Source organism: Pseudoduganella violacea, assembly GCF_014191875.1.
Classification (GTDB): domain Bacteria; phylum Pseudomonadota; class Gammaproteobacteria; order Burkholderiales; family Burkholderiaceae_D; genus Rugamonas; species Rugamonas violacea_A.
In genome coordinates, this window is sequence record NZ_JACHXD010000003.1 from 360,200 (window position 1) to 374,107 (window position 13,908).

Annotated in this window: 16 protein-coding genes and 2 tRNA genes; 7 read left to right on the forward strand and 11 right to left on the reverse strand. The window is 62.8% G+C overall.

Going from position 1 to position 13,908, the window contains the following annotated elements; genetic code table 11:
* The first annotated feature begins 34 nt into the window (after window positions 1–34).
* Window positions 35–841: a GlxA family transcriptional regulator gene (locus FHS03_RS07490; protein ID WP_183440376.1), complete on the forward strand. Its 807-nt coding sequence runs from the start codon at window positions 35–37 to the stop codon at window positions 839–841.
* Here FHS03_RS07490 and FHS03_RS07495 read toward each other — a convergent pair.
* Together FHS03_RS07495 and FHS03_RS07500 are read right to left on the reverse strand one after the other, a co-directional pair.
* The gene (locus tag FHS03_RS07495; protein WP_183440377.1) at window positions 838–2,742 is read right to left on the reverse strand and encodes a sensor histidine kinase, YfiR-like protein-associated; all 1,905 of its coding nucleotides are present in this window, start codon (window positions 2,740–2,742) and stop codon (window positions 838–840) included. The genes FHS03_RS07490 and FHS03_RS07495 overlap by 4 nt on opposite strands.
* Complete coding sequence (locus FHS03_RS07500; RefSeq protein ID WP_183440378.1) at window positions 2,739–3,251, reverse strand: TOL_0243 family YfiR-like periplasmic protein; 513 nt, start codon at window positions 3,249–3,251, stop codon at window positions 2,739–2,741. Before FHS03_RS07500 ends, FHS03_RS07495 begins: the two co-directional genes overlap by 4 nt.
* Before the next feature lie 219 nt (window positions 3,252–3,470).
* Here FHS03_RS07500 and FHS03_RS07505 point away from each other — a divergent pair, with 219 nt between their 5' ends.
* Window positions 3,471–4,343 carry a 2OG-Fe(II) oxygenase gene (locus FHS03_RS07505; protein WP_183440379.1) on the forward strand — a complete coding sequence of 291 codons (873 nt, stop codon included), beginning with the start codon at window positions 3,471–3,473 and terminating at the stop codon, window positions 4,341–4,343.
* 16 nt (window positions 4,344–4,359) lie between these two features.
* On the opposite strand, the gene FHS03_RS07510 is transcribed toward FHS03_RS07505, so the two are convergent.
* Both FHS03_RS07510 and FHS03_RS07515 read right to left on the reverse strand, forming a co-directional pair.
* On the reverse strand, window positions 4,360–4,719 hold the full coding sequence (locus tag FHS03_RS07510; protein WP_183440380.1) for a hypothetical protein: 360 nt from the start codon (window positions 4,717–4,719) through the stop codon (window positions 4,360–4,362).
* Window positions 4,720–4,825: 106 nt separating this feature from the next.
* The gene (locus FHS03_RS07515; RefSeq protein WP_183440381.1) at window positions 4,826–5,338 is read right to left on the reverse strand and encodes a ClbS/DfsB family four-helix bundle protein; all 513 of its coding nucleotides are present in this window, start codon (window positions 5,336–5,338) and stop codon (window positions 4,826–4,828) included.
* A gap of 70 nt (window positions 5,339–5,408) precedes the next feature.
* Between FHS03_RS07515 and FHS03_RS07520 the strand changes: the two genes are divergently transcribed.
* Window positions 5,409–5,813, forward strand: a complete 405-nt coding sequence (locus tag FHS03_RS07520) for a hypothetical protein (protein ID WP_183440382.1) — start codon at window positions 5,409–5,411, stop codon at window positions 5,811–5,813.
* A 238-nt stretch (window positions 5,814–6,051) separates the two neighbouring features.
* On the opposite strand, the gene FHS03_RS07525 is transcribed toward FHS03_RS07520, so the two are convergent.
* The 5 genes from FHS03_RS07525 to FHS03_RS07545 all read right to left on the reverse strand — a co-directional run bounded on the left by FHS03_RS07525 (window position 6,052) and on the right by FHS03_RS07545 (window position 9,649).
* Window positions 6,052–6,142, reverse strand: a tRNA-Ser gene (locus FHS03_RS07525).
* A 91-nt stretch (window positions 6,143–6,233) separates the two neighbouring features.
* Window positions 6,234–6,324, reverse strand: a tRNA-Ser gene (locus tag FHS03_RS07530).
* 94 nt (window positions 6,325–6,418) lie between these two features.
* Entirely contained in the window at window positions 6,419–7,708 is a 1,290-nt protein-coding gene (gene serS / locus FHS03_RS07535) for a serine--tRNA ligase (RefSeq protein WP_183440383.1), read from the reverse strand.
* 87 nt (window positions 7,709–7,795) lie between these two features.
* Window positions 7,796–8,005: a hypothetical protein gene (locus FHS03_RS07540; RefSeq protein WP_183440384.1), complete on the reverse strand. Its 210-nt coding sequence runs from the start codon at window positions 8,003–8,005 to the stop codon at window positions 7,796–7,798.
* Window positions 8,006–8,203: 198 nt separating this feature from the next.
* The gene (locus FHS03_RS07545) at window positions 8,204–9,649 is read right to left on the reverse strand and encodes an aminotransferase-like domain-containing protein (RefSeq protein ID WP_183440385.1); all 1,446 of its coding nucleotides are present in this window, start codon (window positions 9,647–9,649) and stop codon (window positions 8,204–8,206) included.
* A gap of 174 nt (window positions 9,650–9,823) precedes the next feature.
* Here FHS03_RS07545 and FHS03_RS07550 point away from each other — a divergent pair, with 174 nt between their 5' ends.
* Window positions 9,824–10,147, forward strand: coding sequence for a DUF2917 domain-containing protein (locus FHS03_RS07550; protein ID WP_229426099.1), 324 nt, complete (start codon window positions 9,824–9,826; stop codon window positions 10,145–10,147).
* 20 nt (window positions 10,148–10,167) lie between these two features.
* Here FHS03_RS07550 and FHS03_RS07555 read toward each other — a convergent pair whose 3' ends face one another.
* Window positions 10,168–10,965 carry an alpha/beta fold hydrolase gene (locus tag FHS03_RS07555; protein WP_183440386.1) on the reverse strand — a complete coding sequence of 266 codons (798 nt, stop codon included), beginning with the start codon at window positions 10,963–10,965 and terminating at the stop codon, window positions 10,168–10,170.
* Window positions 10,966–11,097: 132 nt separating this feature from the next.
* Between FHS03_RS07555 and FHS03_RS07560 the strand changes: the two genes are divergently transcribed.
* The 3 genes from FHS03_RS07560 (at window position 11,098) to FHS03_RS07570 (ending at window position 12,500) form a co-directional block, all read left to right on the forward strand.
* Window positions 11,098–11,388, forward strand: a complete 291-nt coding sequence (locus FHS03_RS07560; RefSeq protein ID WP_183440387.1) for a type II toxin-antitoxin system Phd/YefM family antitoxin — start codon at window positions 11,098–11,100, stop codon at window positions 11,386–11,388.
* Between the two features lie 4 nt (window positions 11,389–11,392).
* Window positions 11,393–11,731: a type II toxin-antitoxin system RelE/ParE family toxin gene (locus FHS03_RS07565; protein ID WP_183440388.1), complete on the forward strand. Its 339-nt coding sequence runs from the start codon at window positions 11,393–11,395 to the stop codon at window positions 11,729–11,731.
* Window positions 11,732–11,792: 61 nt separating this feature from the next.
* Window positions 11,793–12,500 carry a GntR family transcriptional regulator gene (locus FHS03_RS07570; RefSeq protein ID WP_183440389.1) on the forward strand — a complete coding sequence of 236 codons (708 nt, stop codon included), beginning with the start codon at window positions 11,793–11,795 and terminating at the stop codon, window positions 12,498–12,500.
* A 1-nt stretch (window position 12,501) separates the two neighbouring features.
* On the opposite strand, the gene FHS03_RS07575 is transcribed toward FHS03_RS07570, so the two are convergent.
* Window positions 12,502–13,875, reverse strand: coding sequence for an 8-oxoguanine deaminase (locus FHS03_RS07575; protein ID WP_183440390.1), 1,374 nt, complete (start codon window positions 13,873–13,875; stop codon window positions 12,502–12,504).
* Window positions 13,876–13,908 lie beyond the last annotated feature (33 nt).

Consider the following 13,908-nt stretch of genomic DNA (forward strand, 5'->3'; position numbering starts at 1 on the left):
TCTCCGGCGCGAGGACGGCGGCAATCGCCGGCAATTGCGGCATCACCCTGCTCAGCAACGGTTCCTGCTTCGACCTGCGCGGCGCCATCGACACCCTGATCGTGGTCAGCGGCGAACACGCCCACCAGCCGCAAAGCAAGGAGCTACGGCCTGGCTGGCGGCGCATGGGCCGAAGGCGCGCCGCCTGGTCTCGATCTGCACCGGCGCCTTCGTGCTGGCCCAGGCCGGGCTGCTGGACGGGCGGCGCGTCACCACGCACTGGAGCCGCGCCGCTATGCTGGCCGAGCGCTTTCCCGCCGCCGACGTGTCGGCCAATGAGCTATGGGTCAAGGATGGCCCGCTCTACACCTCGGCCGGCGTGACGGCGGGCATCGACCTGACCCTGGCCCTGATCGAGGACGATATCGGCGCGCCGGCCGCGCTGGAGGTGGCGCGCGGCCTGGTGGTCTTCCTGCGCCGCCCGGGCGGCCAGGCGCAATTCAGCGTCACGCTGGCGGCGCAGCAGGCAAAGACGCCCGCCATCCGCGCCCTGCAAGCCTGGCTGCCCGAACATCTGGCCGAGGATTTGAATGTGCAGCGCCTGGCCGACCGCGCCGCCATGAGCGCGCGCCACTTTGCGCGCGTGTTCCGGCGCGAGCTGGGCGACACGCCGGCCGCCTATGTGCAACGCCTGCGGCTGGAGCAAGCGCGCTGGATGCTGGAGGATGGCAGCTGGAGCATCGAGCGCATCGCCGCCTTAAGCGGCTTCTCCGATGCGCAGCTGATGCGGCGCGCGCTGAAACGGGCGCTCGGCGTCTCGCCCGGCCAGTACCGCAGCCTGCACCACGCGCCGCCCGCCTAGTGCTGGGTCAGCGCCTGCTCCTGGCGCTCGCCGGCCAGGATGGCCTGGATGCGCTCGAAGCTGATCGGCTTCACCACATGCAGGTCGAAGCCGGCGTCGAAGGCTTGCTGGCGGTCCTTCTGCTGGCCCCAGCCCGTCACCGCCACCAGCAGCGCCTTGCGCAGCGCCGGCAGGCGGCGCAGCGCGCGCGCCAGGTCGTAGCCGTTCAGTTGCGGCAAGCCGATGTCGAGGAAGGCGATATCGGGCGCGAAGGCCTCGGCCGCCGCCAGCGCCTGCACACCGTCATGGCTGATATGCACGGTATGGCCCATGGAGCGCAGCAGCGTGCCGATGCCGTTGACGAAGTCGGTATTGTCGTCGGCCAGCAGGACGCGCAGCAGGCGCCGGGTACGCGGTGGCGCGGCCGTGCGCGGCGCTTCCGCCGCCGGCGCCCCGGCCAGCGGCAGCAGGATCACGAATTCGCTGCCCTGCCCCAGCCCCTTGCTGAAGGCCTGGATGGTGCCGCCGTGCAGTTCCACCAGGCGCCGCGCCAGCGACAGGCCCACGCCCAGCCCCGCCGAACTGCGCTCCAGCGAAGAATCGGCCTGGGTGAACATTTCGAAGATATGGCTCAGCATCTGCGGCGCGATGCCGATGCCGTTATCGCGCACGCTGAGTTTGAGCTGGCCGCCGCCCACCGTTCCTTCCAGCGCGATGCGGCCGCCGCGCACCGTGTACTTGGCGGCGTTGTTGAGCAGGTTCGACAGCACTTGCGCCAGCCGCGTGGCATCGCCCAGCAGCCACACCGGCTGCGGCGGCAGGCTCACCGTCAGCTCGTGGTTCTGCCCTTCGATAAAGGGACGCGCGCTTTCCACCGCGTCGCCGACCACGGACTGCAGGTCCAGTCCCTCCTTGCTGATGGCGAGCTTGCCCGTGTTGATGCGCGAGACGTCGAGCAGGTCGTCGACCAGCCGCACCATCTGCTTCAACTGGCGCTCCATGATGGCGCGCGCCTTGTCGATGGACTTGCCGTCGGCGGCATTGATGCGCATGATATCCAGGCCGGTGCGGATGGGCGCCAGCGGGTTGCGCAGCTCATGCGCCAGCGTGGCCAGGAATTCATCCTTGCGGCGGTCGGCCTGCAGCAGCGCATGCTCGGCGCTCTGGCGCACCGCCATTTCATGCTCCAGCGTGCGGTTGGCTTCCTGCAGGGCGTGGGAGCGGCGGCCCACCTCGGCCAGCATATCGTTGAAGGCATCGACCAGGGTGGCGATCTCGCCGCTGCCGGCCTGCGGCACGCGCAGCGAAAAATCGCGGCGCTGGCGCACCTCGCGCGCCACGCCGGTGACGGCGGCCAGCGGCCGGGTAATGCCTTCCTGCAGCCGCGAGGCCACCAGGGCCGCCAGCAACAGGCTGCCCAGCATCACGCCACCGAGAATCGCGCCATAGCGGCCGATGCGCTCCAACAGCGGGTATTGCGCGCTCAGATACACATGGCCAATAACTTCACCATTGTCCAGTATGGGCTGGCAGACCGTCATCTGGCCGCCCTCGACGTGGTAGCCAACCGGACCGGGACGAGCGGGAAACACCGGCGTTTCCTGCGCCGACTGCGCATAGGCGGCGAACATGGCGTCGCGCGCCGCGTAGATGGCGCCGGCGTGGATCGCCGGACGCACGCGCAGCAGGGCCAGGTTCTGGCGCGCGGCGGCGGGGTCGTTGAAGTTCAGCGCCGGCGCGCTGGCCATCGCCACGATTTCGGCCTGCGCGGTGAGGTCGCTGGCCCAGGTCTGCTGGAAGCTGCGCGCGTCGTACAGCAGCATGCAGCCGGCGGCCACCAGCAGGGCCACGAAGGTGGTGGCCAGCGCCATCAGGATCAGGCGGGCGCGTACCGAACCGGCGTTTACGCGATTGAGCATCATGGACCCTTCTGGATCTGGTAGGCCACCGACAGCAGGCGCGAACTGAGTTTGAGATTGCTCTTTTCGGCCGCCGGCAGCGAGACTTCGAAGCGCACGCGCTCGTCGACCACACGGAAATTGATGACGGCACCCTGCTGCAGGCCGCCGTCCGTTTCGCTGATGCCCAGCACCGAGTGCTGCTGCGCGGCGCGCAGCCAATGCGCCGGCTTGTCGGCGTCGGCGCCGACGAAGAGGATATTCAGGCCGGCCAGCGCGTCACCCTCGTTTAGCGTGCGCACGGCGATGACGCGGTTGCCTACCGTGCGGCCGGCCGTGATGCGGCCCAGTTCAGCGGCCACGTCGTCGGCATCGACCACGCCGACGGTCAGCGGCGCGCTGGTGTCGGCGGCCGGGAATTCGACATAACCAAGGAATTTGTAGAGGAAGGCGGCTTTCACGCTGCGTTCCAGCGTCGGCGCCGCCACGCTGGCTGGGGGCGCACCGCCGGCGATGCAGCTCAGCGCGAACAACAGGCACACCAGCACAAACAAGCAACCCGGCAGACCGGGGGCTAGCCTCACACTTCGGACCGGCGCTATGGTTGGGGCAGTCGTCATCTTGTCTGAGTGGCTGTGCGGGCCAGGCAGGTGGTGTATCGATTATAAACACATCTGTTTGCATTGACGTCCGTTTTGATAGCTTCGCAACACTCTGGCAGCTTATGGGTGTGCATGCCATACTGCGCCACTATGAACACCTTTACTCATCTCCCGCAGGAATGGGATCATTGGCTGGACCGCAACCTGGCCAAGGGCTGTCTGGTGCAGGACATCGTCAAGGCCATGGTGGAAAGCCGTTTCGACGCGGATTTCGCCGCCCGCACCGTGGCCGAGCGCGTCGAACTGCGCGCGCTGCAAACCCAGGCCGCCCTGCCCGCGCAGGCCGCTCCGCGCCAGCCCTACCAATACGGCCTGCCGCGCTTTGCCCATGCCGGGAATGTGATTTCCACTTTTGACCGCGACGTGCATATCACGTTCCGCATGCAGCGGCCGGTGCTGGCCGTGCTGGACGATCTGCTCACGCATGAGGAATGCGACCGCATCGTCGGCCTGGCGCGCGACCGCCTGCAGCGTTCGGCCACGCTGGATCCGCTGTCGGGCCAGCATCAGGTCAAGGACCACCGCACCAGCATGGGCGTGTTCCTGCCTGCGGCGGGCGACGCCTTCCTCGACGGGATCGAGCGCCGCATTGCCGAAGTGATGAATTGGCCGCGCGCCAATGGCGAGCCGCTGCATGTGCTGCACTACGATGTGGGCGCCGAATACCGGCCGCACCACGATTTCTTCGATCCCGCCAAACCGGGCTTCGGGCCGACGCTGGCGCGCGGCGGGCAGCGCGTGAGCACGCTGATCACCTATCTGAACGAGGTGGAAGGCGCGGGCGAGACCATTTTCCCGGCCCTGCACCTGTCGGTGGTGCCGAAAAAAGGCTCGGCGGTGTATTTCGAATATTTCAATGAGTCCGGCCAGCTGGACTGGGATACCCTGCACGGCGGCGCGCCCGTGACCCAGGGCGAGAAATGGGTGGTGACGAAATGGATGCGGGAAGGGGTGTTTACCTGAACCCCTTCCCTATTACTCAGGCCAGGCTTTTGCGGTAGGCGGCAATCAGATCCAGGGCATGGATGGGGATTTTGGCGTAGGTATCCATGATGCTCGGATCGGCGGTTTGAAAGGCATAAATGGAACGGGATTCCATTTCGGCCAGGGTGCTCAAAGTCGAGATCAATTCCTGGCCGGTTTGTTCGACCTTGCTGCCCTTGCGGCTTGAAATATCCTTGCGAATCAACGTCAGCAATTCCGGCAGCTCCGCCCTGGCGCTTGCGGATGGCAATAAAATCTCCCTGCCGTATTCGTTGATCAGTTGCGTCAAATTACTTTTGATTCTGGCCATATTGTAGATGAAATGGCCGACTTTTTCGTAACGTGCCTGATTCATGGTATGGTCCTGATTCGATTGATCGGGTGCGGCTAGGGTAGCACCGGAAAAGCCGTGGAATATTCACGCTTTTTCACATCGTCATTTATTTTGCGCTGAGTAGTCCTTATTTACTATCGCGATTGTTCAACCATTTACGCAGCCGTGCCCTGGCATTTGCATAGGGCGAGGCGGTGTTGAACTGGATCATGCGGCCTTTGGGGTATTTTTCGTACCAGGCTGCACCATACAGGCTGGCGTCGGTTTCGCTTTCGACCAGGGCGGTGATGCGGGCTTTTACGGCGGCGAATTGCTGGAGTAAGGCGGGATAGTCGAGGGTGGAATAGTCGGCGTAGAATTTCTGCGCCAGACGGCCTAGTTCATTCCATTTGTAGCCGGTTTCGGGGAAATCGACGGGTTTGCCTTGGGATTTGCGCTCGCACCATTTTAGGACCAGCTCGTTCCAGCCTATTAGGTAGGATACTAGATTTGCCACGCTCATTTGGCTGCCTTTGGCGTGGCCTTCCATGGTTTTTTCTTGGGTGCGGTCGGGTGGGATTTTGGCGAGGTCATTTGCCAACGTCTGGTAGTTGCTGTCGATGGCGTCGAGTAATTGCTGGCGGGTTTGGGGGATGCTCATGGCTTTGCGCTCCGGGTTTGCTGGCTAGAATAGCATTTCTCTGCTTCTTATTTGACTGTTTGGGGGATTAATGGGGGAGCCGATTCTTCCGCTGGCTTATCGCTGGTTTTTGGCGAAGGGTTTGACGGATTGGGAGCCTTGGTATTTTGTCGATACGCTGGATTCTTTGGGCAAAGGGGTGGATCTGGCGCGGCATCGGTTTGCGGCGGAGGCCTTTGCGGCGGAGACTGGCGCTGATTTTGAGGTTTATTTATTTGCGCGGCGGCAGGATATGGAGACGTTTGCGTTCTTTGCGGTGCGGGATGGCTTCATTTTGGATCGGGTGGTGTCGATTCATTTGTCGTTTTCGGGGAGGAGGGAATTGCGTAGTCCTCTTCGGGTGGAGGATCTGGAGATGAGTTTTACTGACTGGGTGGGAAGCGTTTGCTTGCGGGATGCGGCGGAATTGATGGATGAGGAGGATTTGCTGGGTTGAGGTTTTTTTGCTTGCGGTGGTGGCGACGCGTGCTTTTTCTAGAGTGGGTTTTGGGTGCGAGCGCTCCGCGCTCGCAAAGCCGCCCCGCAGGGGCGGCAATTGGGCGATTCGGTCGCGTCCCGCGACCGCGCGACCGCCGCCAGGCGGATCGCTTTCGAATCCCACGCGCGAGCCCCGCAGGGGGCTCGCTCCTTTCCGACAGCAAAAAAAAACCGCCATTCGGCGGTTTATTTTTTACTGGCGGAAAGGGTGGGATTCGAACCCACGGTACACCAAAGATGTACACTGGATTTCGAGTCCAGCGCATTCGACCACTCTGCCACCTTTCCTTTTGTGTGCGTGATCTGGAGGATTTGATTACCCTCTCACTTATATATGAAAAAAGCCCGCACTTCCATGCGGGCTTTTTTCTTTATCCTTTGGCGGAAAGGGTGGGATTCGAACCCACGGTACACCAAAGATGTACACTGGATTTCGAGTCCAGCGCATTCGACCACTCTGCCACCTTTCCTTTTCCCGCTACTAGCGTTGCGAGAGACCAAGATTATAGCAGGCTTTCTTGAAAACGGAAGGGGGTTTATCTCATTTCCCCTTCTTCGCTTTCATCAGGCGCTCAGCTTGGTCAGTCCGCCCATATACGGTTGCAATACGGCCGGGATCTCGATGCTGCCGTCGGCTTGCTGGTAGTTCTCCAGAATCGCCACCAGGGTGCGGCCTACGGCCAGGCCGGAGCCGTTCAGGGTGTGCAGCAGCTCGGGCTTGCCTTGGGCGTTGCGGAAGCGGGCCTGCATGCGGCGGGCTTGGAAGGCTTCGCAGTTCGACAGCGAGGAAATCTCGCGGTAGGTGTTCTGCGCGGGCAGCCAGACTTCCAGGTCGTAGGTCTTGGCGGCGCCAAAGCCCATGTCGCCGGTGCACAGGGACATGACGCGGTAGGGCAGGCCCAGTTCCTTGAGGATGGTTTCGGCGTGGCCGACCATCTCTTCCAGCGCTTCGTACGATTTTTCCGGATGCACCACTTGGACCATTTCGACTTTGTCGAACTGGTGCTGGCGGATCATGCCGCGCGTGTCGCGGCCGTAGCTGCCGGCTTCGGAGCGGAAGCATGGGGTGTGGGCGGTCATTCGCAGCGGCAGGCTTTCGGCCGCCACGATTTCGTCGCGCACGATATTGGTCAGCGAGACTTCCGAGGTCGGGATCAGGTAGAAGGTTTCGCCCTCACCTTCGGCGCCGCCTTTTTTCACCGAGAACAGGTCGGCTTCGAACTTGGGCAGCTGGCCGGTGCCTTTCAGCGAATCGGCGTTGACCATGTACGGGGTGTAGCACTCGGTGTAGCCGTGCTTGTCGGTGTGGGTGTTCAGCATGAACTGGGCCAGGGCGCGGTGCAGACGGGCGATGCCGCCTTTCATCACGGAGAAGCGCGAACCGGTCAGTTTCACGGCGGTGTCAAAGTCCAGACCCAGCGGGCCGCCCACGTCGACGTGGTCCTTGACTTCGAAGTCGAAGCTGCGTGGCGTGCCAATCTTGCGCACTTCCACATTGCCGCTTTCGTCTTTACCTTCCGGCACGGATTCGTGCGGCAGGTTGGGAATGGTTTCCATGAACTCGCTCATGCGCGCTTGCACGGCGCTCAGGGCGGTTTCGTTGTTTTTCAGTTCATCGCCCAGGCCAGCCACTTCCGCCATCACGGCCGAGGTGTCTTCCCCTTTGCCCTTCAACATGCCGATCTGCTTGGACAGCGAATTGCGCTTGCTTTGCAGTTCCTCGGTACGCATCTGGATGGCTTTGCGCTCGTGCTCCAGGGCGTTGAAGCCGGCTACGTCGAGCTGGAACTTGCGGGTCGCCAGGCGGGCTGCGACGGTGTCGATGTCTTTACGGAGAAGTTGAATGTCTATCATGGATGGGAATTGCGGCTATGTCCAAAAGCGCAATTGTACCAAGACGACGCCACTTCTTTCGAGTTTTACGCCCCGCGGCGTGCCGCCTTAGATCAGGGCGGCTTTTTCGGCGGCGCTCAGGCGTTTGGCGCTGACCACCACCACGTCCATGGCGGCGGGAGCGGCGGGAGCGGCGGCGATCACGCTATTGTCGGCGGCCACTTGCAGCGGACGTTTTTCGGTCACGCCACCCACGGCAGCGACGGCGACGGCAACGGCGACCAGGAAGATGGCTTCGATGTTTTTCAGTGCGTTCATGATGTTCTCCTTCAGTTCAGTGGGGTGCTTCGGCTTGTTGATTACTGCTTGCATGGTTCCACTGTAGCTAAAGGCTCCCTGCCCCGCGATGGGCTTGCGACGAAACGAACAAAAGGCGGGATGAAATGCTGAAAAGCCGCGCCGGACACCGGACGGACGGCGCGGACAGATGGCATAGACAGGCAGCGCGCCGTAGCCTCAGGCGCGCAGGGCTTGCGGGGCGTCGGCCTGGTGCCGCGCCAGCTCGCCCAGACGCATGACGGCGCGCTCGATATCGTCGCTCCAGGGGTTGCCGCAGTTAAGGCGCAGGCAGTTGGAGAACTTGCCGGAGGCCGAGAACAGCGGCCCAGGCACGAAGGCGATGCCCTGCCCCAGTGCCGCCTGGTGCAGCAGGAGCGAATCGACCTGCTCCGGCATCTGTATCCACAGCACGAAGCCGCCCTGCGGTTCGGAGACCGAGCACTCGGCGGGGAAATGGGCGTGCACCGCGTCCGACATGCGGGCGATGCGCTGCGACAGCACGCGCCGCATCTTGCGTACCTGGACTTCGTAGCTGCTGCCGTTCAGGAAGTCGGCCAGCACGGCTTGGAAGAACTGGCTGCTGGAGCCGCTCGACACCATCTTCAGCAGCGTGATCTCTTGCGCGAAACGGCCCGCCACCACATAGCCCACGCGCGAGGCCGGCGTCACCGCCTTGGAAAAGGATGAGCAGAGCAGCACATTGCCGCTGGTATCGTAGGCCTTCACAGGACGCGGACGCTCGGCCGTGAAGCACAAATCGCCGTAAACGTCGTCCTCGATCAGCGGCACATTGTGTTTCGCCAGCAGATTGGCCAGACGCTGCTTGCTCTCCTCCGGCATGATGCAGCCCAGCGGGTTATTCGCATTCGGAATGAAGAGGCAGGCCTGCACCAGGCCCGCATTCAGTGCCAGCTCCAGCGCGTCGATGGATGGCCCGGTTTTCGGATGGGTCGGGATTTCCAGCGCCTTCATGCCCAGGCTTTCCACCAGTTGCAGCAGCACGAAATAAGTGGCCGATTCGAGCGCGATGGTGTCGCCCGGCTTGGCGACGGCGCGCAGGCACAGGCTGATCGCCTCGGTGCAGGAACTGGTGACGACGATCTCGGTCGCGTCGAGCCGCCCCCACTCCAGCGCGCGGCGCAGGATGTGGCGGGTGAAGGACGGCTCATTGGTTTCGTAACAGCTTACCTTGCTGAGCAGGGCCGGTTCGCGCCGCGCCACGCTGGCCACCGCCTTTTGCATGCGTTTGATGGGCAGCAGCTCGTCGGGCGGCCAGGCGGAACCGAGTTGCACCATCTGCGGCGCCTCGTTCGCCTTCAGCACCCGCATCAGCAGACTGTTGATACCGACGAAGGCAGCCTCCTTCAAATCCGGCTGCACCTCCGGCAGCGCCAGCAGGCGGGCACGGTGCCGCACATAGTAGCCGGCCTGCGGGCGCGCCTCGACCTGTCCCCGATCCTCCATCAGACGCAAAGCTTGCAATACCGTACTCACGGACAGGCGCTTTTGCTGCGCCAATTGGCGGATCGACGGCAAGCGGTCGCCAGGCACGAAGACGCGCCGGGCAATCAGATCGCCCAGCTCATTGGCCAATTGTTCGTACAGATTGATTTGCGATGACATTTTCTTATTCTGGCCCCGCCCCTCCGCCGCAGACAGGTACAACGCCATCATTTTTCGACCAGCACAGTTTAGCCCACCCGCCGCTGTACCCATAACAATTTCGCCGCGCTGCATCTGTTATGGGCACAGGCCGGCCGCTATGCTGGAACCATGATGAATCAGGGAGAAACGCTCATGAAACAGACCGCCGCCGAATACGCACTACGGGAAAATCAGCCGCTGCGCCTGGACGATGCCGGCGGCAGGCTGGTGGAATGCCTGTCCGGCGTGGCCTGGATCACGGCTTACGGCCAGCACACCGATTTCCTGCTGCGCCCTGGCCAAAGCTTCCTGGTGCCGAACGATGGTCTGACGCTGGTTGAAGCCATCATCGAATGCCGCGTGCGCGTCAGCGCGCCCGCCAGCGCGGGCTGGTTGCAGCACGCGGCCCGCTACGGCCAGGCGCGCCTGGGAGAAACCATGGACCGGCTGCGTCAAAGCCTGCAACCGGCCGCTTAAGCATCACTCGCAATGGCGCCTCAATCGGCGGCGGCGCTCTCCACCAGCCATGTCAGCACGGCCGCGTTGAACTCCTCGCGCTTGCCGAGCATGACCCAGTGGCCGGTATCGAAGGCCAAGGCCTTGCTGTGCGGCTTGCCGTTCAGCGCATCGGCCCAGGCGCTGGAGTGGAACATGAAGGGCTTGCGCGTGCCGTAGGCGAACAGCAGCGGAACCGTGGGCTTGAACGGTACGGAATCGCGATAGCCGCCGGTCCATACCGCATGGTAGGGATAGTTCATGCCCGCGCCGATCTGAGCCGGATCGGCCGGCACCTTCATCTTGCGCGCCATATTGCGCGTCATATCGTCGCCGGTGCTGCCGCCAATCTTCCAAGCGGCGGCCAGCCACAATTGGTAGAACAAGATGCCCAGCTTGGCGCGCCAACCCAGTTTGGCCGTATGCGCGCGCGAACCGGCGTCGCCGATATCCACGCCGACAATGCGCGATACCAGCTGCGGATGGCGCATATAGAACTGGTAACCGAACACGCAGCCCCAATCATGCAGCATCAGGATCACTTTACGGTCGGGACTGACCTGGCGCACGATGTTGAGGAAGATGGCCATCAATTCATCGAGCGACCATGAGCGCGTGGGCTGGCTCAAATCATAGCCAGGCAGCGTGAAGCGCGCGCAGCGATAGTGCGCTTTCAGCGCCGCGACCTGGCCGTCCCACACCTTGAGCGTATCGGGCCAGCCGTGGATCATCACAATCGTCTCCGCGCCCTCGCCCTCCACCATCACCTCGATCCCATCCACCGTCAAGCGCTGCTCCATCCTGTCACCCGTCTCCTTATAAAGTTGTCAGCAGCTTATCCTCTCCCCCGCCCCGCTGTCCAGCGCCACTGGTTGACGCCCGGTTTTCTGGCGTCTAGACTGAATTCTGTCCGAATTCCGTCAGGAGTTTCCATGTTTTTATCGAAGACCCGGCCCATCTCCTACCTGAAGAGCAATACGGCGGAACTGGCTGAAGAACTCAAGAACGATCAGAACGATATCCTCATCACGCAAAACGGCGCGGCAGCTTTCGTTTGCGTCCCCATTGAACGCTACGAAAACAATCGGCAAGCGCTGGCTTTGCTACGCCTACTGAATATGGGCAAGCAGGAAGTGGAGCAAGGCCGGTACTCCGACGCCGATGAGGCCATGCGCGAGTTGGAGCAGGAGCTTTTCCCGGAAGGCCAGCGCACAAAGGGCTGACGCGATGCGCTACAAGGTCAAGCTGACCGACGCTGCGAAGGCCGATATCGCCGAACTTGTTGCCTATGTGCGCCAGAGCTTTGGCGAGCAAGCTGCACATACAGCGTTCAAACAGTTGCAGGCAAAATTCAAACTCCTGCATACCAATCCCTATCTGGGGGCGCCGCTGCCGCAACTACAAACGCTCATCGTGGCGCAATACCGCTCCTACGTTATCGCGCCGCACACCCGCTTTATTTATGAGATCGAGGAGAACGAGAAAACGATTTTCATACATCTTGTTTGCGGCGGCCGCCAGGATTTCGAAAGCGTCTGCTTCAGCCGCCTGGCGCGCGCAAAATAATGCGAAGACTCATAACGCTGGCGACATGGCAAATATATGGTCGCCACGGTATCATTGAGCAATGAATACGCGTAGCGCAGAAGCCGAAGAAAAGCCAAACTCCGGGGAGAGTTCCTACGAGATCGCCAACCATCTCGCCGAGGCCATCGCGGCGCGCAAGCTGCCGCCGGGGACCAAGCTGCGCGAGGAGGCGCTGTCGCGTTTGTATTCAGTCAGCCGCACCAAGATCCGCGCGGCGCTGCTGATCCTGTCCAAGGATAAGCTGATCGATATGGTGCCGGACAAGGGCGCTTTCGTCAGCCAGCCCAGCGAAAAGGAATCGCGCGAAATCTTCGCGGCGCGGCGCATCATCGAGGCGGCGCTGGCGCGCGAGTTCGTGGCGAAGGCGCGGCCGGCTGACTACAAGCTGCTGGAAAAGCATCTGCAGGCCGAGCGCGCATCGCTCCAGGGCGACAATTCCAAGATCCGCGCCCAGTTGCTGGGCGACTTCCATGTGCTGCTGGCCGAGGTGGTGGGCAACCAGGTGCTGCTGGAAATCCTCAGCGAGCTGGTGGCGCGCAGCTCCCTCATCACCATGCTGTACCAGTCCGACCGCGACGCAGCCTGCTCATCCAACGAGCATGCGGATTTCCTCAAGGCGGCGCGCTCCGGCGATGCCGACCAGGCGGCCAGCGTGATGCTGGCCCACCTGCATCACGTGGAAGCGGCCCTGGTCTTTGCGCCGAACAGCCATGCCGCCAAGGATCTGGTCACGGCCCTGCTGAAGTAAGTCAGGCCGGCCGGCTGCCCGCCGCCAGCGCCAGTTGCCGCGCCAGGCGGTTGTGGCGCTCGATCACCAGCGGCAAATCCACCGTCTGCAACTGCCCGTCGCGCACCACGACCTTGCCGTTGATGATGCTGTGCGAAACATGCGAGGGCGTGCAGAACACCAGCGCCGCTACCGGGTCGTGCAGCGCGCCGGCAAAGCCGATCTGGTCGAGCTGGAACAGCACGATGTCGGCCGCCATGCCCGGTTTCAGCGCGCCGATATCGTCGCGGTTCAGCACCTTGGCGCCGCCCAGCGTGGCCAGTTCCAGCGCCTGACGCGCCGTCATCGCGTCCGGGCCGAAGCCGACGCGCTGCAGCAGCATGGCCTGGCGCGCCTCGCCCAGCATATGGCCGGCATCGTTGGAGGCGCAGCCATCCACACCCAGGCCCACCGGCACGCCGTGCGCCCGCATCTTGCCGATCGGCGCAATGCCAGACGCCAGCCGCATATTCGAGCAGGGACAATGCGCCACGCCGGTGCCGGTGCGGCCGAAGAGCTGGATGCCATGCTCGTCCAGCTGCACGCAGTGGGCATGCCAGACATCATGCCCTACCCAGCCGCAATCCTCGGCATATTGGGCCGGCGTCATCTTAAATTTCTCGCGGCTGTAAGCGATGTCGTTGAGGTTTTCCGCCAGATGGGTATGCAGCGACACGCCATGGCTGCGCGCCAGCGCCGCCGACTCCTTCATCAGATCGCGCGAGACGGAGAACGGCGAGCATGGCGCCACCACGATGCGCTGCATGGCATAGCGTCCGGCGTCGTGGTAGGTCTCGATCAGGCGCTGGGTATCGCGCAGGATGGCACCCTCCTCTTCCACCACGCAGTCTGGCGGCAGCCCGCCTTTCGACTGACCCACGCTCATGGCGCCGCGCGCCGCGTGGAAGCGCATGCCGATCTCGCGCGCCGCCTCGATGCTGTCTTCCAGCCGGCAATCGTTGGGGTAGATGTAGAGATGGTCGCTGCTCGTGGTGCAGCCGCTCAGGATCAGTTCCGACATCGCGGTCAGCGTCGAGGCATGCACCATCTCGGCCGTCAGATGGGACCAGATCGGATACAGATTGGTGAGCCAGTCGAACAGTTCCCCGTTCTGCGCGGCCGGAATCACGCGCGTCAGGCTCTGGTACATATGATGGTGGGTGTTCACCAATCCTGGCAGCACCACATGCCGCGAGGCGTCGATGACCTCGTCGGCCGTCTGCGGCAACTCGGCCATCGGCCCAACTTGGGCAATCACATTGTCGCGGATGAAAACGCCGCCATCGGCGATTTCGCGGCGCTGCTCATCCATGGTGACGACAACGCGCGCATTCTTGATCAGTAGGGTTTTAGTCATTGGTCTGAAATGATAAAACGCTGCGGAAACAAT

Bases quoted from the DNA above. Each gene is read 5' to 3' on its own strand.
- FHS03_RS07495 (WP_183440377.1), bottom strand. From the start codon at position 2,742: ATGATGCTCAATCGCGTAAACGCCGGTTCGGTACGCGCCCGCCTGATC.
- FHS03_RS07505 (WP_183440379.1), top strand. From the start codon at position 3,471: ATGAACACCTTTACTCATCTCCCGCAGGAATGGGATCATTGGCTGGAC.
- FHS03_RS07510 (WP_183440380.1), bottom strand. From the start codon at position 4,719: ATGAATCAGGCACGTTACGAAAAAGTCGGCCATTTCATCTACAATATG.
- FHS03_RS07515 (WP_183440381.1), bottom strand. From the start codon at position 5,338: ATGAGCATCCCCCAAACCCGCCAGCAATTACTCGACGCCATCGACAGC.
- FHS03_RS07520 (WP_183440382.1), top strand. From the start codon at position 5,409: ATGGGGGAGCCGATTCTTCCGCTGGCTTATCGCTGGTTTTTGGCGAAG.
- serS (WP_183440383.1), bottom strand. From the start codon at position 7,708: ATGATAGACATTCAACTTCTCCGTAAAGACATCGACACCGTCGCAGCC.
- FHS03_RS07540 (WP_183440384.1), bottom strand. From the start codon at position 8,005: ATGAACGCACTGAAAAACATCGAAGCCATCTTCCTGGTCGCCGTTGCC.
- FHS03_RS07545 (WP_183440385.1), bottom strand. From the start codon at position 9,649: ATGTCATCGCAAATCAATCTGTACGAACAATTGGCCAATGAGCTGGGC.
- FHS03_RS07550 (WP_229426099.1), top strand. From the start codon at position 9,824: ATGAAACAGACCGCCGCCGAATACGCACTACGGGAAAATCAGCCGCTG.
- FHS03_RS07555 (WP_183440386.1), bottom strand. From the start codon at position 10,965: ATGGAGCAGCGCTTGACGGTGGATGGGATCGAGGTGATGGTGGAGGGC.
- FHS03_RS07560 (WP_183440387.1), top strand. From the start codon at position 11,098: ATGTTTTTATCGAAGACCCGGCCCATCTCCTACCTGAAGAGCAATACG.
- FHS03_RS07565 (WP_183440388.1), top strand. From the start codon at position 11,393: ATGCGCTACAAGGTCAAGCTGACCGACGCTGCGAAGGCCGATATCGCC.
- FHS03_RS07570 (WP_183440389.1), top strand. From the start codon at position 11,793: ATGAATACGCGTAGCGCAGAAGCCGAAGAAAAGCCAAACTCCGGGGAG.
- FHS03_RS07575 (WP_183440390.1), bottom strand. From the start codon at position 13,875: ATGACTAAAACCCTACTGATCAAGAATGCGCGCGTTGTCGTCACCATG.